17 protein-coding genes and 1 tRNA gene are annotated in these 25,473 nt (G+C 66.0%); 10 read left to right on the top strand and 8 right to left on the bottom strand.

Annotated elements, in window-relative coordinates; genetic code table 11:
- Positions 1-51: 51 nt before the first annotated feature.
- Positions 52-2,412, bottom strand: a complete 2,361-nt coding sequence (locus M9902_RS05165; RefSeq protein ID WP_297221444.1) for a penicillin acylase family protein — start codon at positions 2,410-2,412, stop codon at positions 52-54.
- A gap of 277 nt (positions 2,413-2,689) precedes the next feature.
- Here M9902_RS05165 and asnB point away from each other — a divergent pair, with 277 nt between their 5' ends.
- Complete coding sequence (gene asnB, locus M9902_RS05170) at positions 2,690-4,363, top strand: asparagine synthase B (protein WP_297221445.1); 1,674 nt, start codon at positions 2,690-2,692, stop codon at positions 4,361-4,363.
- A gap of 257 nt (positions 4,364-4,620) precedes the next feature.
- Positions 4,621-7,311 (top strand): pyruvate dehydrogenase (acetyl-transferring), homodimeric type, encoded by a 2,691-nt coding sequence (gene aceE, locus M9902_RS05175; protein WP_297221446.1) that lies wholly within the window; start codon positions 4,621-4,623, stop codon positions 7,309-7,311.
- Between the two features lie 205 nt (positions 7,312-7,516).
- Here the strand turns inward: aceE and M9902_RS05180 are convergent, their stop codons facing one another.
- Positions 7,517-11,425, bottom strand: a complete 3,909-nt coding sequence (locus M9902_RS05180) for an EAL domain-containing protein (protein ID WP_297221447.1) — start codon at positions 11,423-11,425, stop codon at positions 7,517-7,519.
- A gap of 214 nt (positions 11,426-11,639) precedes the next feature.
- Here M9902_RS05180 and M9902_RS05185 point away from each other — a divergent pair, with 214 nt between their 5' ends.
- A complete protein-coding gene (locus M9902_RS05185; protein WP_297221448.1) occupies positions 11,640-12,926 on the top strand; it encodes an ATP-binding protein in 1,287 nt (428 codons plus the stop codon).
- A 41-nt stretch (positions 12,927-12,967) separates the two neighbouring features.
- A complete protein-coding gene (locus M9902_RS05190; RefSeq protein ID WP_297221449.1) occupies positions 12,968-13,501 on the top strand; it encodes a response regulator in 534 nt (177 codons plus the stop codon).
- A gap of 195 nt (positions 13,502-13,696) precedes the next feature.
- Here the strand turns inward: M9902_RS05190 and M9902_RS05195 are convergent, their stop codons facing one another.
- From M9902_RS05195 to M9902_RS05210, 4 genes are all read right to left on the bottom strand, one after another.
- Positions 13,697-15,100 carry a M28 family peptidase gene (locus M9902_RS05195; RefSeq protein ID WP_297221450.1) on the bottom strand — a complete coding sequence of 468 codons (1,404 nt, stop codon included), beginning with the start codon at positions 15,098-15,100 and terminating at the stop codon, positions 13,697-13,699.
- Positions 15,101-15,188: 88 nt separating this feature from the next.
- Positions 15,189-15,602 carry a large-conductance mechanosensitive channel protein MscL gene (gene mscL, locus M9902_RS05200; RefSeq protein ID WP_297221451.1) on the bottom strand — a complete coding sequence of 138 codons (414 nt, stop codon included), beginning with the start codon at positions 15,600-15,602 and terminating at the stop codon, positions 15,189-15,191.
- 67 nt (positions 15,603-15,669) lie between these two features.
- Positions 15,670-16,395: a fumarylacetoacetate hydrolase family protein gene (locus M9902_RS05205; RefSeq protein ID WP_297221452.1), complete on the bottom strand. Its 726-nt coding sequence runs from the start codon at positions 16,393-16,395 to the stop codon at positions 15,670-15,672.
- A gap of 1 nt (position 16,396) precedes the next feature.
- Complete coding sequence (locus M9902_RS05210) at positions 16,397-16,687, bottom strand: hypothetical protein (RefSeq protein WP_297221453.1); 291 nt, start codon at positions 16,685-16,687, stop codon at positions 16,397-16,399.
- Between the two features lie 115 nt (positions 16,688-16,802).
- On the opposite strand from M9902_RS05210, the gene M9902_RS05215 reads away from it, so the two are divergent.
- Entirely contained in the window at positions 16,803-17,135 is a 333-nt protein-coding gene (locus M9902_RS05215) for a Rieske 2Fe-2S domain-containing protein (protein WP_297221454.1), read from the top strand.
- Between the two features lie 28 nt (positions 17,136-17,163).
- Here the strand turns inward: M9902_RS05215 and M9902_RS05220 are convergent, their stop codons facing one another.
- Together M9902_RS05220 and trmB are read right to left on the bottom strand one after the other, a co-directional pair.
- Entirely contained in the window at positions 17,164-19,002 is a 1,839-nt protein-coding gene (locus M9902_RS05220) for an SLC13 family permease (RefSeq protein WP_297175646.1), read from the bottom strand.
- A 171-nt stretch (positions 19,003-19,173) separates the two neighbouring features.
- Positions 19,174-19,872: a tRNA (guanosine(46)-N7)-methyltransferase TrmB gene (gene trmB, locus M9902_RS05225; RefSeq protein ID WP_297175668.1), complete on the bottom strand. Its 699-nt coding sequence runs from the start codon at positions 19,870-19,872 to the stop codon at positions 19,174-19,176.
- Positions 19,873-20,154: 282 nt separating this feature from the next.
- On the opposite strand from trmB, the gene M9902_RS05230 reads away from it, so the two are divergent.
- From M9902_RS05230 to M9902_RS05250, 5 genes are all read left to right on the top strand, one after another.
- A complete protein-coding gene (locus tag M9902_RS05230; RefSeq protein WP_297170615.1) occupies positions 20,155-22,089 on the top strand; it encodes an autotransporter domain-containing protein in 1,935 nt (644 codons plus the stop codon).
- Between the two features lie 64 nt (positions 22,090-22,153).
- A tRNA-Gly gene (locus tag M9902_RS05235) sits at positions 22,154-22,227 on the top strand.
- Positions 22,228-22,393: 166 nt separating this feature from the next.
- The gene (rimK, locus tag M9902_RS05240; RefSeq protein WP_297170613.1) at positions 22,394-23,308 is read left to right on the top strand and encodes a 30S ribosomal protein S6--L-glutamate ligase; all 915 of its coding nucleotides are present in this window, start codon (positions 22,394-22,396) and stop codon (positions 23,306-23,308) included.
- A 137-nt stretch (positions 23,309-23,445) separates the two neighbouring features.
- A complete protein-coding gene (locus M9902_RS05245; protein WP_297170611.1) occupies positions 23,446-24,126 on the top strand; it encodes a response regulator transcription factor in 681 nt (226 codons plus the stop codon).
- A gap of 6 nt (positions 24,127-24,132) precedes the next feature.
- Positions 24,133-25,461: a HAMP domain-containing sensor histidine kinase gene (locus M9902_RS05250; RefSeq protein WP_297170609.1), complete on the top strand. Its 1,329-nt coding sequence runs from the start codon at positions 24,133-24,135 to the stop codon at positions 25,459-25,461.
- The last annotated feature ends 12 nt before the right edge of the window (positions 25,462-25,473 follow it).

The following is a 25,473-nucleotide window of genomic DNA, read 5'->3' on the forward strand; positions in this document are numbered from 1 at the left end:
GTTCGAACCATGGGCCTCGGTCCGTGCCGAATTGCGATCGCCCGAGTGCAGTCAGCGCGCCGGTTCCAACCGCAGTGTGTAGCGCGTCTTGCCCGGCAGGAACGGCGTGGGCGTGCCGTTCACCCAGGCTTCGTGGCCCGCGCCCCAGAACGGTGACAGCGGGTGGTCGCTTTGTCCGCCCGGCATGTGGAAATAGCCGTCGGCCTCGTGTCCGGGTGCCACCACCATGCGCTCGGAGGCGCCGAAATTCGGGCCCACCACGCGCGGCATGTCGTCGTCGCCGGCCAGCGGCTGCGACGGCATGCACAGCCAGCGCTTGCCGAGGACTGGAACGGCCTTGGCCAGCGGATGGCAGATCGCGGCGGTGTTGCGCTCGCCCCAGGTCCGCAGCGGCAGCGGGCCGATCGGGCGCAGCGCGTCGCGCACGGCGACCGCCGCATCCTCGAACAGCGTGTCCCAGCTGGCGAAACGGCGTGGCAGCAGGTGGGGCGGCCGCTGCGTCACCAGCGGCCAGACCACGCCTTCGAGCTGCGGCAGGTCGGGCATCACGAAATCGTTGCCGAGCGCCGCGCGCGCCGGTGCGGTGAGGCCGTCGGCGATGCGCTTGTGCACCTCCAGCCGCCAGGCGCGGACGATCCGATAGCTGACCGATTCGGGCTCGGCGCGGCCTTCCCAGCGGTGTGCGGCAACTTCCAGGTCGCGCAGCGCGGGGGTGCCGGCGGCGCGGGCGCGCTCGCGCAGCAACGCGCTCCATTGGGTCAGCAGCACCGCGCGGTCGTCGAGCTGGATGCCCAGCAGATCGCGTTCATCAAACCGCTGCTTGCGCTGCAGGTCAGCGCGAATCTGGGCGGCGCGGGCACCCAGCACGTAGCCGCCGTCGCCCACGTGGCGCAGCGCGGGCCCGTCCAGCACGCGGGTGTTGGCCGTCCACATGCGGTCGCGCTGTGGCGAGCGCAGCAGCGGATTGTCGCGGGTGGACAGCAGCCACGGCGGGCAGTCTTCAATCTGCGGATCCTCGACGCTGGCCGTCAGCGTGCAGCTGGGCGCGCGCTGCGGAATCGGGCCGAACAGGCGCCACGCAATCTGGCCGTCGCGGTCAGCCAGCATCAGATTCTGGGTCGGGATGGCGGCGTCCTGCGCGATGGCGAGCGCAGCATCCAGGCTGTCGGCCTGCGCGAACCGGCTCAGGCCGAGGTTGACCGCACCTGGAAGCTGCGCGGCCCAGCGCAGTGTCAGCACCCGGCCATCGGCTTCGCGATGGACGATCGGTCCCCACGGGGTTTCATCGACTGCCAGCCACACCGTGTCAGCGCCGGCCACGTCGATGCGCTCATGATGGCCGACCAGCTTGCTGCAGCCGGCCGGGAATCCATGCTGGCACGGCGTTTCCAACTTCCAGTCCATCGTGTCGATGTAGCTGTTGGTGAAGCCCCAGGCGATGTGGCCGTTGCTGCCCACCACCACCATCGGCAGGCCGGGCAGGGTGACGCCCTGGACATCGACCTTGCCGCCGGGCGCGGCCGGGTCGGGCCAGCGCAGGCGGGCGCGAAACCAGATGTTGGGCGCGCGCAGGGTCAGGTGCATGTCGTTGGCGACGATGGCGCGACCATCTGCGGTCAGCGCGCCGGACACGGCGAAGTTGTTGCTGCCGGGCGCGCCGCGCGGTTCCGACGCGGCGGCGGATGGCGGCCCCGCCGGCAACGTGCGCAGGTTCACCTGCTGCGGCGTTGGCAGCATGGCATCGCCGCGGGAACCACCTTCCAGCGGCGCGTCCCAACGGCTGCCGGCGTGGGTCAACAGCGCGAACAGCGCCGGCGGCAGATGCGGGCGCAACCGCCACAGCGCCAGTTCGCTGGCGTTCTTGCCGCCCTGCAGGTCGAAATACATCGCCATGCCGACCAACGGACTGTCCTCGGCGCGCCAGGGTTGCGGTGATTGCCGCAGCAGCAGGTAGGCCCAGGGCCGGACGCGCAGCGCGGCCAGCCCGGCGTTGACGCCTTCGACGTAGGCATCGAGCTGGGTGCGCTTGTCGCCGACGATCGCGGGTAGATCGTGTTCGACGCGGGCGCGCAGCCGGTGCAGCCGATGCTGCTTGTCGTTGTCCAGTGCCAGCGGCCCGACCAGCGCCGCCAGTTCGCCGGCGGCGCTGCGCCGCATCAGATCCATTTCGAAAAATCTTTCCTGCGCGTGCACATAGCCCAGCGCGCGCATGGCGTCAGCCTCGCTGCCGGCGTCGATGGTGACGGTGCCGTCGGCATCGCGCTGGATCGTCGCCGGTGCCGACAGTCCAGCCAGTGCCTGCTGCCCGTCCAGCTGCGCCAGGCTGCCGCGCAGCAGCCACCACAGTGCCAGCGCGCACAGCGCCAGCAGGGCCAGCAGGATGAGGATCCAGCGTTTCCGACTTGTGCGCATCGTCGCCGCTTGGGTGTCAGGATGTGACCTTCTTACCACGCGAGCCTGCGCCTGTCTTTCCCGGCCCGCTTGCGCGCCCCCGAACGCCCGTGCCATAGTCGGCCCATGCGCTCCATCGCCGCCACCGCCAACAATCGCAACCGCAATAATCGCGGCACACCATGGTGTGCGCGGCCGCGGGTCCGCGCCTAGGCAGGCAATACAGCCCCATCAGACAACCCGCCCGCAAGGCGGGTTTTTTTTCGCCCGATTTCGCCAAAGCCAAGGGAACCCCGCAATGTGCTCGATCTTCGGAATCTTCGATCTGCAAGCCAGCGATGACGCCCATGCCTTGCGCCGCGAGGCGTTGGAACGTTCGCAACGCCAGCGCCACCGCGGCCCCGACTGGAGCGGGGTGTATCTGGACGCCGGCGCGATCCTCGTGCACGAGCGCCTGGCCATCGTCGATCCCGCCGGCGGCTCGCAGCCGCTGCGCTCGCAGGACGGCGGTCTCGCACTGGCGGTGAACGGCGAGATCTACAACCACCGCGAACTCAAGCGCGAACTCGCGCAGCCCTACGCCTTCCAGACCGAATCCGATTGCGAAATCATCAACGCGCTGTACCGCGAGGATGCGCCGGCATCGTTCCTCAATCGCCTCAACGGCATCTTCGCCTTTGCGTTGTGGGACAAGGCGGCCGGGCGCGCGCTCATCGCCCGCGATCCGATCGGCGTGGTGCCGCTGTACTGGGGCCACGACGCGCAAGGCCGCCTGCGGGTGGCCTCGGAAATGAAGGCGCTGGAAGGCGACTGCAAGGATGTGGCGCAGTTCCCGCCGGGGCACTGGTATGACAGCGCCACCGGCGAACTGACGCGCTACTACCAACGGCCGTGGCGTGAGTACGCGGCGGTGGAGGGCGTGGAAGTGGCGCTGACGGAATTGCGCGAGGCCTTCGAAGCCGCCGTGCATCGCCAGCTGATGACCGACGTGCCCTACGGCGTGCTGCTCTCCGGTGGCCTCGACTCGTCACTGGTCGCGGCGGTCGCGGCACGTTACGCGCGCCATCGCATCGAAGATGGCGACCAGACCGAAGCCTGGTGGCCGCGCCTGCACAGCTTCGCGATTGGTTTGCACGGCTCGCCGGATCTGGCGGCCGCACGAATTGCGGCTGACAAGCTCGGCACCGTCCACCACGGCTTCGAATACAGCTTCGAGGAAGGGCTCGACGCGCTGCCGGAAGTGATCCGGCACATCGAAACCTATGACGTGACGACCATCCGCGCCTCCACCCCGATGTACCTGCTGGCACGCCGGATCAAGGCGATGGGCGTGAAGATGGTGCTCTCCGGCGAAGGCAGCGACGAAATCTTCGGCGGCTACCTGTATTTCCACAAAGCCCCGAACGCCCGCGAATTCCACGTCGAGCTCATTCGCAAGCTCGATGCCCTGAACAACTACGACTGCCTGCGCGCCAACAAGTCGATGATGGCCTGGGGCGTGGAACCGCGGGTGCCCTTCCTCGACCGCGCATTCCTCGACGTGGCGATGCGTATGGACGCCCGCTGCAAGATGGTGGACAAGGCCAGCGGACGGATCGAAAAGGCGGTGCTGCGCGAAGCCTTCGCCGGCTACCTGCCCGACGAAATCCTGTGGCGGCAGAAAGAACAATTCAGCGACGGCGTCGGCTACGGCTGGATCGACGGCCTGAAAGCCCACGCCGAAGCCCACGTCAGCGACCGCGAACTTTCCGCCGCCGACAAACGCTTCCCGATCAACCCGCCGCAGACCAAGGAAGCCTACTTCTACCGCACGCTTTTCGAGCGCTACTACCCCAGCTCCGCGGCCGCTGAAACCGTGCCCGGCGGCAAGTCGATCGCCTGTTCGTCACCGGCGGCGATTGCATGGGATGCGAGTTTCGCCAATGCCGCCGATCCGTCGGGGCGGGCGGTGGCGGGGGTGCATGGGGGATGAGGTGAATCCTGGCACGTGCGGCCGCAGGGTTTGAGGCAGACCTCCCGCGCCTGATCAACCGCGCCCCATTGAAGCCCGATCCATAACGGGTCCCGAAGACCGGATCGGAAAATTGGCGCCGTCCCATTTCTTCCGGATCATGGGTTGCCGGCTTCAGTCAATTTGCCCGGATGAAACAGTTTTCGAGCTGCATTGCAGCATTCCGATCACGTTGCGCTTGCTAGACTGGCGTGGTTATCGGTCAGTCGAGGTGCGCAATGAACTGGTTCAACGAGATGCTGCGGAATGATCCGGACCCGCAGGAATCGCGGGAATGGATCGAATCGCTGAAGGCGGTCATCGACCACGATGGTCCGCAGCGTGCGCACCAGCTGCTGGAAGGCATGGTCGAGCTGACCCGGCGCGCCGGCGCGCACATGCCGTTCACGCCCACCACGGCGTACGTCAACACCATCCCGGCCCACATCGAGCCGCAGATGCCCGGCGATGCCCACATCGAATGGCGGATCCGCTCGATCATCCGCTGGAACGCCATGGCCATGGTGGTGCGCGCCAACCGCAAGCCGGGCGCGCTGGGCGGCCACATCGCCAGCTTCGCCAGCTGCGCCACCCTCTACGACGTCGGCTTCAACCATTTCTGGCACGCGCCGACCGCCGAGCATCCGGGTGACCTGCTCTACATCCAGGGCCACAGCTCGCCGGGCATCTATTCGCGCGCCTTCCTCGAAGGTCGGATCAGCGAAGCCCAGCTGGAAGCGTTCCGGATGGAGGTCGATGGCCACGGCATTTCCAGCTATCCGCACCCGTGGCTGATGCCGGGTTTCTGGCAGGTGCCGACGGTGAGCATGGGCCTGGGCCCGCTGACCGCGATCTACCAGGCGCGCGCCTGGAAGTATCTGGAAGCGCGCGGGCTGATGCCCAAGACCAACCGCAAGGTCTGGTGCTTCCTCGGCGACGGCGAAACCGACGAGCCCGAATCGCTGGGCGCGATCGGCGTGGCCGGCCGCGAAGGTCTGGACAACCTGATCTTCGTGGTCAACTGCAACCTGCAGCGGCTCGACGGCCCGGTGCGCGGCAACGGCAAGATCATCCAGGAGCTGGAAGGCCAGTTCCGCGGCGCCGGCTGGAATGTCATCAAGTGCATCTGGGGCAGCTATTGGGACCCGCTGCTGGCCAACGACACCCAGGGCCTGCTGCGCAAGGTGATGATGGATACCGTCGATGGCGAGTACCAGAACTGCAAGGCCTTCGGCGGCGCCTACACGCGCCAGCATTTCTTCGGCAAGACCCCGGAGACGCTGGCGATGGTGGCCAACCTGTCCGACGACGACATCTGGCGCCTGAACCGCGGCGGCCATGATCCGCACAAGGTGTACGCGGCCTACGACGCGGCGGTGAAGACGGTGGGCCAGCCGACCGTGATCCTCGCCAAGACGGTCAAGGGCTACGGCATGGGCAGCGCTGGCGAGGCGCTCAACCCCACCCACCAGACCAAGAAGCTCGACGATGAATCGGTGCGCGCGTTCCGCGACCGTTTCCAGCTGCCGATCAGCGACGAGCAGCTCAAGGACGGCGCGATTCCGTTCTATCTGCCGGGCGAGAAATCGCCGGAAATGGAATACATGCACGAACGCCGCAACGCGCTGGGCGGCTACCTGCCCAAGCGCCGCCAGCGTTCAACGCAAACCCTGAAAGCGCCGCCGCTGGACACCTTCGCCCGTCTGCTCAAGTCCACCGGCGAACGCGAGATCAGCACCACCATGGCCTTCGTGCAGATGCTCAACATCCTGCTACGCGACAAGGAAGTGGGGCCGCGCTGCGTGCCGATCGTGGCCGACGAGGCGCGCACCTTCGGCATGGAAGGGCTGTTCCGCCAGCTCGGCATCTATGCGCCGCAGGGCCAGAAGTACAAGCCGGTCGACGCCGACCAGCTGATGTTCTATCGCGAGGACGCCGCCGGGCAGGTGTTGCAGGAAGGCATCACCGAAGCCGGTGCGTTCGCCAGCTGGATGGCGCAGGCCACCAGCTACAGCGTCAGTGACCTGCCGATGGTGCCGTTCTACATCTACTACTCGATGTTCGGCTTCCAGCGCTTCGGCGATTTTGCCTGGCAGGCCGGCGACATGCGCGCGCGCGGCTTCCTGCTGGGCGGCACCGCCGGGCGCACCACCCTCAACGGCGAAGGCCTGCAGCACGGCGACGGCCAGTCGCACGTGCAGGCGGCGCTGATTCCGAGCGTGCGCAGCTACGACCCGGCGTTCGCCTACGAGGTGGTGACGATCATCCAGCACGGCATGCAGGAAATGCTGTCCGAACAACACGACGGCTACTACTACCTCACCGTCCACAACGAAAACTACACCCACCCCGAGATGCCCGAAGGCAGCGCCGAGGGCATCATCAAGGGCATGTACCTGTTCCACGACGCCGGCAAGGCGAAGAAGGGCGAGTTGCGGGTGCAATTGATGGGCAGTGGCACGATCTTCCGCGAGGTGATCGCCGCCGCCGACCTGCTCGATGCCGATTTCGGCATCAAGTCCGATATCTGGTCCTGCCCGAGCTTCACCGAACTGGCCCGCGACGGCGTGGACGCCACCCGCTGGAACCGCTTCCACCCGGAGGCCAAGACCCCGCGCAAGCCCTGGGTCACCCAGCATCTGGAAGGCCGCAACGGCCCGGCGATTGCCGCGACCGACTTCGTGCGCGCCTTCCCCGACCAGATCCGCGAGTTCGTGCCGATGCGCTTCACCGCGCTGGGCACCGACGGCTACGGCCGCAGCGACACCCGCGAGAACCTGCGCCGCCATTTCGAAATCGACCGCTACCACGTCGCCCACGCCGCGGTGGCCGCGCTGGCCGACGAGGGCAAACTCACCGGCAAGGACGTGGCGCGCGCGCTCAAGCTCTACAAGATCGACCCGGAGCTGCCGAATCCGCTGCTGGCGTGAGGGCGGCGCGTGAGAATAAGGCGGCCGTCCGGCCGCCTTTTTTCTTGGGCTTTGCAAGCCCCGGACGGTCTGGCTGCTGCGGATGACGCGATTGCCTGGAGAACAGGCGGCCAGCACCGTTTCTGCAATTCCTGCATGCGCGCCCTGCGCACTCGTTGCCGCACGGGTTCGGCCGATCCCGGCGCAACCCTGCTGCGCCAGTGTCTCAGCCGGGGGGCGAACTTCCGCTGATTGCGGCGTGATGGACGAACGCATCCCGAATCTGGGCACGCAGTTCGTCGTCGTTCCATGGCTTGGTGAGGAAGCGGAACACCGCGCCGCGATTGACGGAGTCGGTGATGACGTTCAAGTCGGTGTAGCCGGAAAGAATGACGCGGATGGTGTCTGGGTACAGTGTCTTGACCGTGTCCAGCAGTTCGGTTCCGGACATGCCCGGCATGCGCTGATCGGAGACGATGACCTGCACCGGGTATTGCGCAAGCAGTTCAAGTGCCTGGCTGCCGCTGTTGGCCGTCAGGATCCGATAACCGTCCCGCCGGAGCAGGCGTGTCAGCGCTTTGCAGATGCTTTGTTCGTCATCCACGAGAAGCAGGGTGTGGCCATTCTCCGTTTCCGGTTGTTGTGACTCGAGCCTGCGGTGATCCCGCAGGAACCCGGCGAAAATTGCGGGTTCGACCGGCGGACTGAACAGATAGCCCTGGATTTCGTCACAGTGGTGTTTGGCCAGGAAACCCAGTTGGGCTTTGGTTTCAACGCCTTCGGCGACCGATGTCAACTTGAGGCTGCGTGCCAGCGCGATGACCGCCAGGGCAATTGCGGCATCCTCGACGCTGTGGGTGATGTCGGTAATGAAGCTGCGGTCGATCTTGACGCGGTCCACCGGCAAACGCTTGAGATAGGACAGCGATGAGTAGCCGGTTCCGAAATCGTCAAGCGAGAGTTTTACGCCAAGGCCACGCAGTGAATTCAGGATCCGGGTGGCCCGAGCCACGTCCTGCATCACCGCACTCTCGGTCAATTCAAGTTCCAGCCATTCCGGTTCAAGCGCGTTGTCGGCGAGCGCTTCCCGGACGATGGCAGGCAAGTCGCCGCGATTGATCTGGACGCCTGACACGTTCGCGGCAACCGGAACGATGGGAATGCCGCTGGCACGCCAGTCGCGCTGCTGGCGACAGACCATCTGGATGACCTTGGCCCCGAGCGTCAGGATCAGGCCGGAACGTTCGGCCAGATCGATGAATTCGGCTGGCGGCAGCAGGCCCTTGCGTGGATGTTGCCAGCGGACCAACGCTTCCGCACCGATGATCTCGCCGCTGATGATGTCCACGCGGGGCTGGTAGTGCAGGATGAATTCGTCATTGTCGATGGCATCCTGCAGCTGCGACTCGAGCGACGGGCTGCGTTCTTCTGAACTGTCCTCCGCGTTCGAGTAGTAGTAAACCTGCTTGTTATGCGCCTTGGCCTTGTTCAGCGCGCGCAACGCGTGATCGAGGTCGATCGGGGTGGCCCCGGGCACGGAGATGCCCGGGTAGCTGACGGCGCCAACGCGGAATGCGATCTGGGCGGGGTGGCCGTGGAGATCGAAGGGTGCGGAAAACGCGGCCTGCAAGAAACGTTCGACGCAATTGTCCGGGCCGTCTTCTGGCGCAAGTCCGGCCATGGCAAACGAGTCGCCGCCGATTCTTGCAACCGTGGCTGTCTCCCCGGCAAGCTGCTGCAGGCGCTCGCTGATCTTGCGCAGCAAATGATCACCGCCCTCGCGACCGAAGCGGTGGTTGAACTGGGAGAAGTTTTCCAGATCGATGGCGCAAATATGCAGCTTCCGGTGCTGTGCGGACGCGACGGTGCCCAACTCATGGAGTTTGTCGCGGAGGCCATTGGCATTGAGCAGTCCGGTCAGCGGGTCGTAATAAGTCAAGCGCTTCAGTCGTTCGGTCGTTTCCAGGTGATCGATGGCAAAAGACAAGTCACTGGCCATCCAGTCGAGCAGGTCGAGTTCTTCTGCATCGAAGGTGTTTGCCCGGTTGGACAACATGAGCAGCGCGTAATTCGAGCGTCCCTGCACCCACAACGGGATGGCTGCGGCCGATTGAGCCGTTGTCTTCGGCGCCATGTCCGGGGTCGGCGTGGAAAGCTCCGGGCGGGCCTCCGCTGAGCGGGTTTCAGAGATCGACTTGCCTGCGCGCATGGCATACAGGACGAGATGATTGCTGTCGGTGACGGTCGCCGCGACCGCATCAGCGGGAACCGCCTCGAGTGCCTGTGATTGCTGCATGCATACGATTCTTGCTCGATGGGTGACGGGGTCCCGGTCGAGAATGACGGCAACGAGGAAATCCGGTTGAGAAACAATGGCGCGGCAGGTGTCAAGCAGCAGGTCATCGGACTTGCTGCCGCGCAGCATCGAGGAGTGGAAATTCCCGATCATGCGCCGCGTCCGATCGAGGCGCGCCAGCTTGCGTTCCTGTACCAATCGTTCGGTGATGTCGGAATTGATGACCAGGTGATTGCCATCGTCCATGCGGGTGATGACAGCGCTGACATGGACGGTGTGGCCGTCCTGATGCAGCAGGCGCCAAACACCACGGTGGATCTTGCCTGTTTGCAGTTCAGCGAGCGCGGGTTTGATTCGGGGCAGGTCAACCTGGGAAATGATGTCGGTGTTGCGTTTGCCGACAAGTTCACCTGCTTCGTAGCCCAGCATCTGGCAGGTGGCTGGATTCGTGTCGAGGAGTTTGCCTTCGGTGTCGGCGATCAGGATGCCCACCGGTGCGGCGTCAAACAACTGGCGATAACGGCCTTCGCTGAGATGACGCGCTTGTTCCGCGGCTACCCGGTCCGAAATGTCGATGCCCAGGCCCAGCAGACACTCGGCTTCGTTGAACCTGATCCGTCGCCCGATCAGCAGGTAGGGGCGAGTGCTCCCGTCCTTGACGAGCAGGCTGGTTTCGGTGGAACCGAACCCGGTGCTGAAAACGGATTCGATGGCGGTACGCAGCTTGGGGTGTTCGGATGAGGGAAAGAAATCCAGGAACCGCATCTGGTCGAGTTCGGCGGGGCTGTAGCCGGAGACCTCCGGAAGATTCCCGCTCCAGCGCAGGCCGTGCAGCTGTTTGTCGCACAGGCACAGGATGCCGGGCGTGCTCTCGGTCAGCACCCTTGAAAATTCCTGCTCGTCCTTCAGGCCCTGCTGGGCTCTGCGTGCGTGCTCGGCATTGTCGCTGCTGGAAACCACCAGCCCGATGCTGCGCGCCACGTCTTCCAGCAGACTGATTTCCGCCGGCTTGAAAAAATTGATCTGATGGGCGTAAACGGACAGAACGCCGATTGCCTCGTCGCCGGCAATGATAGGCACGGCCGCACTGGAACGGAATCGCGCCGCCTCCATGCGTGCGCGCCAGGGGCGCGATGCCGGGTCCTCGAGCAGATCGTTGCTGACCTGGGTTTCTTGGTTGGCGAATGCACGCCCGGTCGGGCCACGGCCTTGATCGCTGTCATCGCCGAATATCTGGAGGCCCTGCACATAGTCGCCGGGAGAGCCTTCGGAGGCCAGCGGCAGGATTCTCCTGGTGGCAGGGTCAAACTTGCCGATCCAGGCCAAGGCAAACCCGGCGTCATGAACCAGGATTCGGCAAGCTTCTTGCGGCAGCGCTTCGCGTGGCCTGCCCTCCGCAATGGCCCGGTTGAACTTGCTCAAGGCGGCATGCAGGCGTATTTGGCGTCTGGCCTCGCGCTCACGCGCAATCAACGGCGAGACGTCCTGGATGCATTTGGTGATGCCGATCACTTCGCCGTCGGTGTTCCTGACCGGCGCCGCGCTGATCAGGACATGTATGGAGCGGTTGTCGTGGGACAGGCGAACGGACTGATAGGGTTCCACGATCTGACCACGCTGGATGGTCGAGTGGATCCAGTCTTCCTCGCCCAGGCGATCGTGGGGGATGATGCGGCGAATGGATGAGCCCAGCGCGTCCGCGCTCTGGAGCCCGAAGAGCCGTTCGGCCCCGTGGTTCCAGCCCGTGATGGTGCCATCCAGCTGCACGTTGACAATGGCCGCCAGCGAGACCTCGAGAGCCGCGGACAGGTCTTGCACAGTCGGGGTTTCGCGTGTCATCGACAGCCCTCCGTGAAACCAGCGACGATCCGGGCAGGATCCAAACCAGAATGATCAGCCCACGGCCGGATGGCAACAAGCGTATCCTGACGGGACACGGCCCGTACACACCCTGTGACCGAAGCTGCGGCGGATGTGCGGGAGTGTGACCGATGCCGCGGGCCGGCACGACAAGGAAGGCTACGCTAACCCACGTTGTGTCAGGGCGAACGTCATGGAATCGGATGAGAGCAGCACACCTGCCCCTCCCTTGGGGGCGTTTTCCGCAACGGCCGATTTCGGTGTGGATGCCATTGCCGGCTACGTGGTCCAGTTCATGGAAGAGGCCAAGGTTGCGCTGGCCATGTTCGACGCAACCGGCCATGTGCTGTACAGCAACCTGCCGGCCCGGCTGTTCGCGACCTCTCTGAATCCGGACAGGAGCAGCGAGGAACTTGCCGTGGTTTTCAACTGGCACGAAGGCCTGGTCACGGCTGAAACCATGGAGAGCGCCAGAACGTTCGGCAGATGGGCGGGGAAGCTGCGTCTTGGCGATGCGGACATGCAAGGGCGAGTCCTGCAGCTTCGCCTGCATCCGCTCGGGCCGCAGCGCAGCTTTCCGTTCATGCTGGTGATTCTAGATATCACCCAGGAGACCGCCCGCGAGATGGAGTTGCACGAGCGCAATGCCGAGCTCGAAGTGGCCTACGCCAAGCTGAAGAGTGCGCAGGAGCAGGCCTTGCATGCGGAAAAAATGGCTTCAATCGGCCAGTTGGCAGCGGGCGTGGCGCATGAAATCAACAATCCAATCGCCTATGTGAAATCCAATCTCGGCGCGCTGCGCCTGACCGCGGCGCAATTGCTCAACCTGGCCCGCATTCCGGAGTGCGAGAACGACCTGCGCCAGATCGTGGCGCAGGAACGGGCGGAGGATGACGAGGATCCTGGCTACGACAACATCGCCATCGATACCCACGATCTGATCATGGAGTCCCTCGAGGGCGTGGACCGGGTTTGCAAGATCGTCAGCGACCTGAAGGACTTTTCCCGACAGGGGCAGATCGACAGCTGGGCCGTGGTTGACGTGCAGGTTGGCCTTGAATCCACGCTCAACATCGTCTGGAATGAAATCAAGTACAAGGCACACGTCGTGAAGTCCTACGGCGAACTGCCGTTGATCGAGTGCATTCCTTCACAGCTCAACCAGGTGTTCATGAACCTTCTGGTCAATGCGGCACAGTCGATCGAGGGGAAGGATGGCATCATCACGATCTCCACGGAGTGCGTGGATGATCAGGTCATCATCTCGATCGGCGACAATGGCGCCGGGATCCCAGAGGCCGTGCTGCCGAAAATCTTCGATCCGTTTTTCACGACCAAGGAAGTGGGGCGCGGTACCGGCCTGGGTCTTGCCATTTCCTACGGGATCATGCAAAAACACCATGGATCCATTGAAGTGACCAGTGTCGCCGGCGAGGGGACGTTGTTCCTGCTCAAGCTGCCGGTCAAACAACCGCATTGACCATAGCCAAGGCAGAGGGTGCGATGTACCGGATACTACTGTTGGACGATGAGACCAATGTCCTGAACGCCTTGCGGCGTGCACTGGCGTCGATCCCCGCATCCCGCCTTGGGGGCGAGGAGTTGCTCATTGAAATGTTCACCGACCCCCGGACTGCCCTTGAACGCTGCGAAGCTGTGCCTTTCAGCCTGTTGATGTCCGATTTCCGGATGCCGGAGATGAGCGGCGTCGAATTTCTGGCGCGCTCGATCGCGAGTCAGCCGCACGTGCCGCGCGTCATCGTGTCCGGCTTCGCGGATCGCGATGCCATCATCGCGGCCATCAACGAGGCCCAGCTGACGCGTTTCATCGAGAAACCCTGGAATGATGCCGAACTGAAAAGCGCGGTGGTGACCATCCTCACGGCGACTGACGGCCGTTCGGCCAGTTCGTTTGCGAGCGAGGCCAGCGCCAGACATGAAATGGACCGGTTGGAGCTGGAAGATCCCGGAATCACGGAGGTGAAGCGGAATCCGGATGGTTCCATCAACCTCGATCTCGACCTCGACCTCGACCTCGACCAGGACCTGGATTGAAGCCAGACGCCGATTCAGGACACCTGATTCAGGACACCTGATTCAAGATGTCTGCTTCAAGACGCTGATTTTCGGGCAAGCGTGCCGGGAACGCGCCGGAACCTTCGATCCCGGATCGACACGGCTGGCGCAGGTGCTGCCCTTGGCCGGTGTGGAGCGGGCCGTCTTGTTGGCGACAGCCCATGCCCCTCGCGCTCATTCACCGCGCTCGCCTTTCGCTCTCGCGTCACTCCCGAACCCGCCCTCCGCCTGCGCGGCGAGCCAGGTGAACGCGGCGTAGGCGGCCACGTTCTGCGCCAGTTCCTGCGGGATCACCTTGTCCAGAGTGTCATCGGCGGTGTGGTGGAGGTCGAAGTAGCGGGTGCCGTCGTGGCCCAGCCAGGCCCAGGCGGTGCCCAGATCGACCATGCCGCCGATGTCCGATTCCGGGTCGCCTTGCTTGGGCAGCCATTCGATGCCCAGCGGCGCCAGCACCTGCTGGATTTGCGCCAGCGCCTGCGGTTGCAGGTCGCGGGCGCTGGAGTCGAAGCCGAAAATCGGCGCGGCGCCGAAATCGCTTTCGATCGCGATCACGTGGCGGGCGACTTCGTCGGCGTGCTGCTGCGCGTAGGCGCGACCGCCCCACAGGCCTTGCTCTTCGTTGGCGAAGGCGACCACGCGGATGCTGCGGGCCGGATGCAGCGGCTTGAGCAGGGCGCCGGTGGCCATGGTGATGGCGACGCCGGCGGCATCGTCGATCGCGCCGGTGCCGTAGTCCCAGGAATCGAGGTGGCCGCCGAGCAGGATGATTTCGTCAGGGCGGGTGCTGCCGGTGATTTCGCCGATCACGTTGTACGAGGTCGCTTCGCCGTCGTAGCCGCAGTCCAGCGCCAGGCGCACGCGGGTCGGGCCGAGCGCGACCAGCCGCGCCAGCTGGGCGGCGTCGATGGTGGCCAGCGCGGCGGCGGGGATCGGCGTCAGGCCCGGTTCGAAACCGGTGTTGCCGGTGTGCGGTTCGCGTGAAAGCGAAGTGCCGGCCGAGCGCATCAGAAATCCGATCGCGCCCTTCTTGATGGCCACCGACGGGCCGGCCCAGCGAATCCCGCCGGCGTTGCGGTAGTCGCCGCCGTCGCGACGGGCCTGCATGGTGTAGTCCACGAACACGATCTTGCCGGCCAGTGAACCCTCCGGCGCCGCCTGCAGCGCGGCCAGGTCGGCAAAGCGCACCACTTCGCCTTCGACCGTCCCGCCCGGGCTGCCGCCCAGCGCGCCGACCCGCAGCGGCTGCGCGTGCGCGCCCAGCACGTCGAGGGTTTCCGAGCGCCGCACCCACCGCGGGAAGGTGACGGGCTCGGTCCAGACCCGGTCATAACCGAGTTCGCGGAACTTGGCCTGCGCCCAGGCCACCGCGCGGGCGTCGGCCGGGCTGCCGGCCAGACGCGGGCCGACTTCGGTGGTCAGTGATTCCAGCACCTTCCACGCGGTGGCGTCGCGCAAGGCGACGTCGCGGACGGTGCCGGCCTGGGCAATCGCGGTGGCGTCGATGCGGGTGGGCTGCGCGGATTGCGCGGGCGCGGCCACCAGCAGGCTGAGGGCAAAAAAGAGTGAGGCGACACGCATGGGCGCGGCTCCGGAAGACGAGGGCAACAGTAGTCTGGAAGGCGCGCTGGCCGGCGCGCCTGTGCCACAAGTCGCGGGCGCGGCGCGGCTACTTCTTCAGCAGGTCGCGAATTTCGCGCAGCAGCAGCACGTCTTCGGGATCGGCCGCCGGCGGTGCCGGCGCGGGCTCGGGCTTCTTGTGCATGGCATTGATCGCCTTGACCGCGATGAAAATCGCGAAGGCGACGATGATGAACTGGAGGACGGCATTGATGAACTCGCCATACGCCAGCACCACGGCGGGCACCTGCTGGCCCGCCGCATCGACCGTGGCCTGCTTGAGGGTGATGGACAGCGAAGCGAAATCGACGCCACCAATCAAAACACCGATCGGCGGCATGATCACCTTGTCGACCAGTGCCGTCACGATTTTCCCGAATGCCGCGCCGATCACCACGCCGACCGCGAGGTCGACCACGCTGCCGCGCATCGCGAATTCCTTGAACTCGGCCATCATGCCCATCGGGGTCTCCGTTGATGAAGAATGGAAACCGCCATCCTAAGGCAATGCCGACCAAGTCAGCATTGCCCTAGCGTGCGGAAGGCGCGATGCGACCGTGCAGTTCCGGCAGTCCGTCGATGCGCGCGCTGAAGCGGTCCTCCGGCCACAATTCCCCGACGCCGGCCGGCGTGCCCATGAAAATGAGATCGCCGGCGCGCAGGGCGTAGAGCTTCGACAGCTCGTGCAGGATCTCCGGCACGCTCCAGAGCATCTGGTCGAGGGTGGCGTGCTGACGCGTGGCGTCGTTGACCGTCAAGGTGATCCCGGCGGTGTTCGACAAACCGGCTGCGGCCGCTTGCAGCAGTGCCCCGAGCGGCGCGGAGCAATCGAAGCCTTTGGCGGTATCCCAGGGCAGGCCCTTTGCCTTGGCCGCGTTCTGCAAGTCGCGACGGGTCAGGTCGAGGCCGACGGCATAACCGAAGACGAGGGCATGGGCGTCCTCCGTCGCGACGATGCCCGCCGGCGCATCCCGCCCCAGCGCCACCACCAGTTCAACCTCGTGGTGCAATTGTTGGGTGGCGGGCGGATACGGAATATTGCCGTCGATGACGATGGCATCGGCGGGCTTCATGAAGAAGGTGGGCGCGCCGCGCTCGGCTTTGGACGCGGGTGCCGCCGCGCCCATTTCACGCGCATGGTCGGCGAAGTTGCGGCCGACGCAGTAGATTCGGTGTACGGGGAATGTCCCCGCCGCATGGCCGGCACGGTCGACCACCGGGACACGCGGCCCCTGCGCGGCAGGGATCAGGTCCACCTCAGCGCGGCAGCGGCAGGCGGGGTGTATCCACGACCCGGAAACTGCCGTCGATGACGCCTGTGTCGCTGGCGGGCGGTGGCGCGGCGTGGCGCTGGGTCAACGCGCGCCACAGCACCCCGCCGAGCAGCATGGCGGCGCCGACGAACACGCCAAGCACCAGCAGCAACAGCAACAACACGATGCCGGCGAAACCGGCGAGCGCACGCAGCAGCCGGTGGCGTGGACGACGCGGCGCGGTGAAGCCATCGAAGCTGAACCAGCGGAAGGCGGAGCCAGGGAAGATCGTCATGGGGGGAGGTCACGGACTGCGTGCGATACTGGCGCCCAGTATCGGGAGAACCAGCAGGTCAGTTGTGAGTAGTTCGTTAAATGAAGGGGGGAAAAACGCCGCAACCTTGCTGCCCTTGGCCGACCTGCCCCCCGACAGCCTTGGTGAAACCGAAGCCGTGATCGACGGCGACCTCGAATCACTGATCCTTTACCGCGATGGCGAAGGGGGCGTGCGCGCCTGGATCAACACCTGTCCGCACGCCGGCCGCCGGCTTGACTACGCCCCCGGCAAGTTCCTGCGCACCAAAAAAGGCGAACTGGTGTGCGCGGTCCACGGCGCCACCTTTGCCCTGCCCGAAGGCAACTGCGTGGCCGGCCCCTGCCGCGGCGAGTGCCTGTGCGTGGTGGCGGTCCATGTGGAGGACGGGCTGGTGAGGTTGGGAGACAACGCGACCGCGGCTGAGTGAGTCAAATGGCGACGTCGCTTGGCCGGGGTCAGAACATGATGTTGATCATCACCACGATGATCGCGGTGTAGATCAAAGTCAGCGGGCCGCCGGAGCGCCACATGTCGGCCGACGTGCAGCCGGTGGGGCCGGTCACCATCGCCACCGACGGGTTGGAAGCGGTCATGAAGTTGTTGGACGCCGACAGCGCCACGATCAACGCGAACGCGGTGGGATCGCCGCCGACGGCCAGCGCGAGGTTGATCGCCAGCGGCACCAGGACAATCGTGGCCCCGACGTGGCTGATGACCAGGCCGAACAGGGTGGTGAACAGCGCCAGCGCCAGCTCGATCAGCCACAGCGGCACGCCTTCGGGCATCCGGTCGATGGTGTGGCCGGCGACCCAGGCCGCCGCGCCGGAAGAGTCCATCGCCCAGCCCAGCGGGATCAGGCAGGCCATCAGGAACACGGTCTTCCAGCTGATCGCCGCGTAGGCTTCGTCCATCTTCAGCACGCCGGTCACCAGCATCCCGGCCACGCCGGTCATCAGCGCGATCGAGGTCGGGATGGTCGACACCAGCGCCATCAGCATGCTGACTGCGAAGATGGCCATGGCGATCTTGAACTTGTGCGGCCGCTGCTCGCCCTTGGGGTAGTCGGTGACGACCACGAAATCGCGGCTCTTGGCGGCCTCGGCCAGATCGATCCAGATGCTGTGCAGCACCAGCATGTCGCCGGCGCGGATCGGGATGTTGCGCACGTCCTCGCGCAGGACGTGCTTGTCGCGGTTGATCGCCAGCAGGCTCAGGCCGAACTGCTTGCGCAGCCGCAATTGCGCCTGCGGCTTGCCGATGAACTTCGAGTTGGGCGGCACCACGGCTTCGGAAATGCCGGCGCGGCTGGGGTTGAACAGGTCGCCGAACACCCGCAGCCGCGACGACAGGCGCAGGAAGTTTTTCTGCGCGAAGTCGGCGATGGCGCCGCGTTCGCCCATCACGCCGAGCACGCTGCCGACCCAGATGCGAGCGTCGGCCGGCGGCGCCAGCCGCGATTCGGTGCCGGTTTGCAAGGCCAGCAGCAGCGGCGCGCCGACCTGCGATTCGGCGTCGCCGACGCTCATGCCCACCAGCGGGCTGTCGGCCGTCACCGTCAGCTCATGGATGTCGCCTTCCAGCCCGTAGGCGCGGGCGAAATAGCTCTGGGTCCGGGCGGGCGTGACGGCGTCGTCGCGCGCATCGGGCAGCACCCGATGGCCGAAGAAGTGGAAGTAGGCCAGCGATGCGGCCAGCAGCGCCAGCCCGATGGGCAGCGGCGCGAACATCTTCAGCGGTTCCAGCGTCGCGGCGCCGGAAGGCATGTTGGCGTTGGCCGACACCAGCAGGTCGTTGAGCAGGATCAGCGGCGAGTTGCCGACCATGGTCAGGCTGCCGCCGACGATGATGGCGGCCGACATCGGAACCAGCACCCGCGACAGGCTGATGCCGGTGCGCGCGGTCAGCCGCGAGGCGACCGGCAGGTACAGTGCGGTGGTCGCGGTGTTCTGGATGATCGAGGAGTTCAGCCCCGCCACCGCCGAAGCCAGCAGCACGAGCCGGCTTTCCACGCCTTTGGCGTGTTGCAGCAGCCAGCCGGCCAGGCGGTTCAGCGCGCCGGTGCGGTCCAGCCCGGCGCCGAGGATCATCGAGGCGATGACGTTCATCACCGCGCCCGAGGAGAAGCCGCCGAACAGGTCTTCCGGCGCCACCAGTCCGGTCAATCCCAGTGCGACCAGCACCACCAGCGAGACCACGTCCCCGCGGATCCGCTCGAACAGGAACATGACCATGGTGAACGCCACCAAGCCAAGCACCAGCAGCATGTCGTTGGTGAGGGCGAGGGAGGAGTCCATTCAATCGAGATTCGTGATTGGTGATTGGTGATTCGAAAGAGCGATCAAGAGCGGGTTGAAGCGGGTTGAAGCGGGTTGCCGAGGTTCAGGGTAGCGCGTTTTAACGCAAACCTAACCCTGTCGCCTGCTTCTTGCTCTTGCTTTTGCCAATCACCAATCACCAATCACCAATCACGGCCTCAAGTACAACAAATCCCACACGCCGTGCCCCAGCTTCTGGCCGCGGGTTTCGAAGTGGGTTTGCGGGCGCCAGTCGGGGCGGGGGATGTGGCCGCGCGGGCCGGCGCTGTTGCGCAGGCCGGCGGTGGCATCGAGCACGTCCCACATCTGCTCGGCGTAGTCCTGCCAGTCGGTGGCCAGGTGCAGGCGGCCGCCCGGGGCGAGCTTGCGCACCAGCAGCGCGGCGAAGTCTGGATTCACCAAGCGACGCTTGTGGTGGCGCTTCTTGTGCCAGGGGTCGGGAAAGTAGATCCGGATCTCGTCCAGCGCAGCGTCGGCGATCTCGTGCTCCAGCACTTCCACGGCATCGTGGCGGTACACGCGCACGTTGTCCGCGCCGGCACCCGCCAGCGCGTTGAGCAGGCGGCCGACGCCGGGGGCGTGGACCTCGATGCCGATGTGATCACGCGCGGGATCGCGCTGGACAGAGTGCAGCAGGGCTTCGCCGTTGCCGAAGCCGATTTCCAGAATGCGCGGCGCGCAGCGTCCAAACGCGGCATCGAAATCGCGCGGCGTGCCGGCGTAGTCGAGGCCGAACCGCGGCCAGAGTTGATCGAACGCGCGCTGCTGGGCCGGGCTGAAGCGGCCCTGGCGCAGCACGAAACTGCGGATCTTGCGTGCCGGCGAGGCCTCTGCCGGCGCCGCGATCACCGCGCGTTGTGCGGGGTTTTCCGGGTTCTGGGTCAACCTGCAGCTCCTGCAAACGGCCGGAGGCGACCCTCTGCCCGCGGCTTTCCAGCCACCGTCCAGGCGGGCGGGCGGTTCGGGAGGGGCGGGTTGGATACCGGGGGCTTGATCGGGGACAAGAGGAAAATGTTGTGATTTCGTGAAATCATCGCGTACCATGCGCTTGCGTATGCCCTTTCCGTCGGCGTGGGCCGGCCGTCGGGGCGTACATAACGGAGCATTCCACCCGCCATGTCGAGGATACCCATGAAAACCGCTTTCCGCAGGACCCTGCTGTGCGCCGCGCTGGCGCTTGCCGCGTCACCCGTGTTCGCGCAGAGTCAGGAAGCCACGCCAGAATCGCCGTTCAGCCAGACCGTGTTCTTCGGTGACAGCCTGACCGATGCGGGCTACTTCCGACCCCTGCTGGTCCAGATGCTGGGCCCGAACGGTGCCGTCATCGGCCAGTTCACCAACAACCCGGGCTATGTCTGGTCGCAGTACATGGCGGACTATTTCCACAGCAATGCCAGCATCGCCTGGCACGGCACCGGGGTGCCGCCGACCTTCACCGCCCTGGACAACGGCAACAACTGGTCGGCGGGCGGTGCGCGGGTGGCCACCGATTCGGTGAGCGCGCTCGGCTACATCCCCTCGCTGCAGAGCCAGTACGCGGCCTATCTCGCCTCCGGAAACACGGTCGACCCGAACGCCCTGTACACCGTGTGGGGCGGCGCCAATGACATCTTCGCCGCCAATGACGCCTACATTGCGGTGCTGGTGGGCGGCGGCACCCCGGCGCAGGCGCTGGCCGCGGCGCAGGCCATCATCGGCGCGGCCGCCACCGCTCAGGTCGGCCTGATCGGTGCCCTCAAGACCGCCGGCGCCCAGTACGTCATGGTGCCCACCGTCCCGGATATCGGCCTGACGCCGTCGGCGATTGCCTCCGGCCCGGCGGGCCAGGCGCAGGCCACGGCGATGGCCAACGGCTACAACACCGCCGTGTTCGGCGGGCTGGCCACGGCCGGGCTGAACGTCATCCCGGTCGATACCTATCACTTCCTGCAGGAGGTGGTGGCGCATCCGAACGAATTCGGTTTGACCAATGTGACGGGCGTGGCGTGCTTGACCCAGCCGCCGCCGGCCGGAAGTTCCTCGCTGTTCTGCAGCCCGGCGTCGATGGTGCCGGGTGGGCAGGATTACCTGTTCGCCGATGGCGTCCACCCGACCCAGATTGCGCACAAGGCGCTGGCCGACCTGGCGATTTCGATGGTCGACGGCCCCCGCCAGATCGCGGTGCTGCCGCACTCGGCGGCGACGGTTGGCTATGCGCGCGCGCGTGAGGTCGGCAGCGTGATCAACGGCTTCTCGACCAAGAATGAAGACGGCATGAGCTGGTGGCTGAACCTGCGCGGCGACCAGCAGCGCTTCGAGAACACGATCGGTTTTGACGGCAACGGCGCGACCGGCTCGATCGGGATCGGCTGGCGCAGCGACAACTTCTCCTACGGCCTGTTCGGCGGCTATGGCCAGCAGAACATCGATTTCGGCTTCCGCCGCGGCGACTTCCGCCAGAAGGACGCCACCCTCGGCGGCTTCATCGGCTGGGGCGGTGACGCCGGCCTGTGGGCCAACGCGCAGGTCAGCTACACCTGGCTGGACTACCGCGTGCGCCGCGACGTCAAGCTCGGCAACGCGGTGCGCAGCTATGACGGCTCGCCCAACGGCGAGAACCTGAGCTTCGGCGGCGGCATCGGCTGGAACTTCCGCCACGGTCCTTGGCAGCACGGCCCGGTCGTGAACGTGCTGTGGCAGAACATCAAGGTCGATGGTTACGCCGAAAACAGCGTTCAATCGACCGCGCTGACCTTCCCGAACCAGCGCTTCCATTCGACGATCGCCAGCGCCGGCTGGCAGGGCAGCTATGCCATCAACGATCATCTGGTGCCCTACGCCAGTGTCACCTGGAACCGCGAGTTCGAGGACCAGCCGGCGCAGGTCTGGGCGCAGTCGAACTCGATGCCCAACGCGCTGCCGTATGCGGTGCCGGGGCTCCAGTTCGACCAGAGCTACGGCATGCTGATGTTCGGCGTGCGCGCCAAGGTGCTGGGCCTCGACGTCACCACCGGCAGCAGCCTGACCTTCAACCAGAACGGCGGCGGCGACGCCAGCACCTTCATCAACTTCAGCGGCTCGTTCTGATCCGCCAGCCGCGGCCCCGGCGCTTTGCATCGCGCCGGGACCTCGGCATACACTGGCGGCGTCCGCGGGTGTAGTTCAATGGTAGAACTGCAGCTTCCCAAGCTGCTAGCGTGGGTTCGATTCCCATCACCCGCTCCAGTTCCGGCAGGCCGGCGACTTGAAAGCACGGGCGGCATCCGCAGGGATGCCGCCTTTTTCATGGCCGCGATCAGGTCCCGCCCGCCGACGCTTGCCCGGTTCCCCTTCCGAAATCCGTTGGTGAGATGATCACGACGACGCGGATCGGCCGCGCGTGGAGTCCCCGGTGAAGCTCGCCATTCTTTCCCGCAACAGCAAGCTCTACTCCACCCGACGGCTGGTCGAGGCGGCGCGCGAGCGCGGCCACAGTGTCCGCGTGCTCGATCCGCTGCGCTGCTACATGCGGATCGACAGCGAAGGCTTCGCCATGCGCTACAAGGGCAAATCGGTGGCGGGTTATGCCGCGGTCGTGCCGCGGATCGGCGCTTCGGTCACCCGCTACGGCTGCGCGGTGGTGCGCCAGTTCGAGCTGATGGGCAGCTACAGCCCCAGCGGCGCCACCGCGATTGCCAGAGCGCGCGACAAGCTGCGCTGCCACCAGGTGCTGGCGGCCGATGGCATCGGCTTGCCCAACACGGTGTTCGGCGACAATCCGGACGATACCAATGACCTGCTGGCCATGCTCGGCCCGCCGCCGCATGTCATCAAGCTCAACGAGGGCACCCAGGGCGCGGGGGTGATGGCAACCGAGAAACCTTCGGCCTCGCGTGCGGCCATCGAAACCCTGCGCGGTCTGTACGCGAATTTCCTCGTGCAGGAATTCATCGCCGAAGCCCGCGGCGCCGACCTGCGCTGTTTCGTGGTCGGCGGGCAAGTGGTGGCGGCGATGCGCCGACAGGCGCCGAGCGGCGATTTTCGCTCCAACCTGCACCGTGGCGGCAGTGCCAAGGCGGTGCGGCCGTCGAAAGCCGAGATCGCCACCGCGGTGCGGGCCGCGCAGATCCTCGAGCTGGGCGTGGCGGGTGTGGACATGATCCGCAGCGCGCGCGGGCCGCTGGTGCTCGAGGTCAACGCCTCGCCGGGGCTGGAAGGCATCGAAACATCCACCGGGATCGATGTTGCCGGCGCGGTGGTCGAGTTCGTCGTGCATGAAACCCTGGCCCGTGCGGCCAGGCCGAATCGCAATCCCGCGGTGATCTGACTCCGGCTTCAGGGCCACCGACAAGCACGGCGTTCACCTCGGCTTCCGCCGGCGCGGGCGCGGCTGTGCCAGAATCAGGCCAAGCGCAGCAGGCCGCACCTGCGGTTTCGCGTACCAAATGCTTGTGGAAGGACGACATGCGCATCCTGGTCATCGAAGACAATACCGACATCGCCGCGAACCTCGGCGATTACCTTGAAGAATGCGGCCACGTCGTCGATTTCGCAGCCGACGGCGTGACGGGGTTGCACTTGGCCGTGGTCCACGATTTCGATGCCATCGTGCTGGACCTGAACCTGCCCGGCATGGACGGTCTGGAGGTCTGCCGCAAGCTGCGCAGCGATGCGCGCAAGCAGACTCCGGTGCTGATGCTGACCGCGCGCGACAGCCTCGACAACAAGCTGGCCGGGTTCGAATCCGGGGCCGACGACTACCTGATCAAGCCGTTCGCGCTGCAAGAGGTCAACGTGCGCCTGAACGCGCTGGCGCGGCGCGGCCGCGGGCTGCCGGCGCGGGTGCTGACGGTCGGCGATCTGGAGTTCAACCTCGACACGCTGGAGGTGCGGCGCGAGGGCAAGCTGATCCAGCTCAACCCGACCGCGCTCAAGATCCTGCAGGCGCTGATGGAAGCCTCGCCGGCGGTCGTCACCCGGCAGGATCTGGAAAGCCGGGTCTGGGGTGAAGAGCTGCCGGACTCGGATTCGCTGCGGGTCCACATCCACGGCCTGCGTGCCGTGGTGGACAAGCCGTTTGCCCTTCCGATGATCCAGACCCGCCACGGCATCGGCTATCGGATCACCCCGACGGGGGGCGATTGACCCGGAATGTCCGAGCCTGATTCGACCACGGCACCGCGCCGCAAGCAGGCGCGCTACCGGCGCCGGCTGCGCAGCCGCATCATCCTGTCCTACCTGCTGCTCGGCTTCGGGCTGACGCTGGCGCTGGCCTTCACCACCAACTGGGCGCGCGGCCGGGTGGAGAACCAGCTGGTCGAAGACCTGATGAACCGCAACCTCGACGAGTCCTGGACGCGCTTCGTCCAAAGCGGCGGGCGCGAGCCGGAAGTGCCGGTCCAGCAGCTCAAGGCGTTCTACTACACCCCCGACAAGTTCGAGGAACTGCGCACCCATCGGCCCGAGTGGTATGCGCTTGGCGACGGCATCCACAGCATCACCGCGGTCGAGGAGGACGGCAGCAAGTCCTACTACAAGCTGGGCGTGCGCAAGACGCCGCAGGCGTGGTTCTTCCTCGCCTACGACATGTCGCAGTCGGCGCGCGGCGAGAAACAATTCAACAACGCGCTGATCGGCGTGGTGGTGGTGTTCACCGGGCTGTCGTTGTTGGTGGGCTGGTGGGCCGCCTCCAGGGTGATGAGCCCGGTGTCGGATCTGGCGCAACGCATCCGGCGTTCCGGCACCAGCTCCGATCCGGAGGCATTGGCCCCGCATTTCCCGCAGGACGAGGTGGGCGAGCTGGCCAAGGCCCTGGACGACTATGCGGAGCGCCTGACCGAAGTGGTGCAGCGCGACCGCGAGTTCAACGCCGACGTCAGCCACGAGCTGCGCACGCCGCTGGCGGTGATCCGCGGCGCGGTCGAGCTGATGCTGACGCGGGCCGATCTCGATGTTCGCACCCACACCCGGCTGCTGCGGATCCAGCGCGCCGAACAGCAGTGCACCGACCTGATCGGCGCCTTGCTGCTGCTGTCGCGCAACGAGCGCGCGCAGGGCGCCTGCGATGTGGTGAAGGTGGCCCAGCAGCAGTTGGAGAGCCATCGCGCCCAGCTCGGCGGCAAGCCGGTCGAACTGCGGCTGGAAGGCGAGGGCCATGTGCTGCTCGACGTGCCCGATTCGGCGCTGGCCGTCGCGCTTGGCAACCTGATCGGCAACGCGGTGAAGTACACGCCCAGCGGCGAGGTGGTGGTACGCGTCCACCGCGATGCGGTGGAGGTGATCGACTCCGGACCAGGGCTCAGCGCCGAGGACGCGTCCAGCCTGTTCACCCGTGGCTATCGAGGCAGCCACGCCGGTGCTTCGCAGGGTGGCGGCATCGGCCTGTCGATCGTGCGCCGGCTGTGCGTGCTGTATGGCTGGGATGTTTCCGTGCGGCCGGGCGCCGAGCAAGGCGTGGTGGCAGTGCTGCGATTTGGCTGAGCCGCCGCCGCG

Source organism: Thermomonas sp. (assembly GCF_023953935.1).
GTDB lineage: Bacteria > Pseudomonadota > Gammaproteobacteria > Xanthomonadales > Xanthomonadaceae > Thermomonas.

What these genes read in the sequence shown, in the direction of transcription:
- M9902_RS05165 (WP_297221444.1), bottom strand. Translation starts at nt 2,412, where the DNA reads ATGCGCACAAGTCGGAAACGCTGGATCCTCATCCTGCTGGCCCTGCTG.
- asnB (WP_297221445.1), top strand. Translation starts at nt 2,690, where the DNA reads ATGTGCTCGATCTTCGGAATCTTCGATCTGCAAGCCAGCGATGACGCC.
- aceE (WP_297221446.1), top strand. Translation starts at nt 4,621, where the DNA reads ATGAACTGGTTCAACGAGATGCTGCGGAATGATCCGGACCCGCAGGAA.
- M9902_RS05180 (WP_297221447.1), bottom strand. Translation starts at nt 11,425, where the DNA reads ATGACACGCGAAACCCCGACTGTGCAAGACCTGTCCGCGGCTCTCGAG.
- M9902_RS05185 (WP_297221448.1), top strand. Translation starts at nt 11,640, where the DNA reads ATGGAATCGGATGAGAGCAGCACACCTGCCCCTCCCTTGGGGGCGTTT.
- M9902_RS05195 (WP_297221450.1), bottom strand. Translation starts at nt 15,100, where the DNA reads ATGCGTGTCGCCTCACTCTTTTTTGCCCTCAGCCTGCTGGTGGCCGCG.
- mscL (WP_297221451.1), bottom strand. Translation starts at nt 15,602, where the DNA reads ATGGGCATGATGGCCGAGTTCAAGGAATTCGCGATGCGCGGCAGCGTG.
- M9902_RS05210 (WP_297221453.1), bottom strand. Translation starts at nt 16,687, where the DNA reads ATGACGATCTTCCCTGGCTCCGCCTTCCGCTGGTTCAGCTTCGATGGC.
- M9902_RS05220 (WP_297175646.1), bottom strand. Translation starts at nt 19,002, where the DNA reads ATGGACTCCTCCCTCGCCCTCACCAACGACATGCTGCTGGTGCTTGGC.
- M9902_RS05230 (WP_297170615.1), top strand. Translation starts at nt 20,155, where the DNA reads ATGAAAACCGCTTTCCGCAGGACCCTGCTGTGCGCCGCGCTGGCGCTT.
- M9902_RS05245 (WP_297170611.1), top strand. Translation starts at nt 23,446, where the DNA reads ATGCGCATCCTGGTCATCGAAGACAATACCGACATCGCCGCGAACCTC.
- M9902_RS05250 (WP_297170609.1), top strand. Translation starts at nt 24,133, where the DNA reads ATGTCCGAGCCTGATTCGACCACGGCACCGCGCCGCAAGCAGGCGCGC.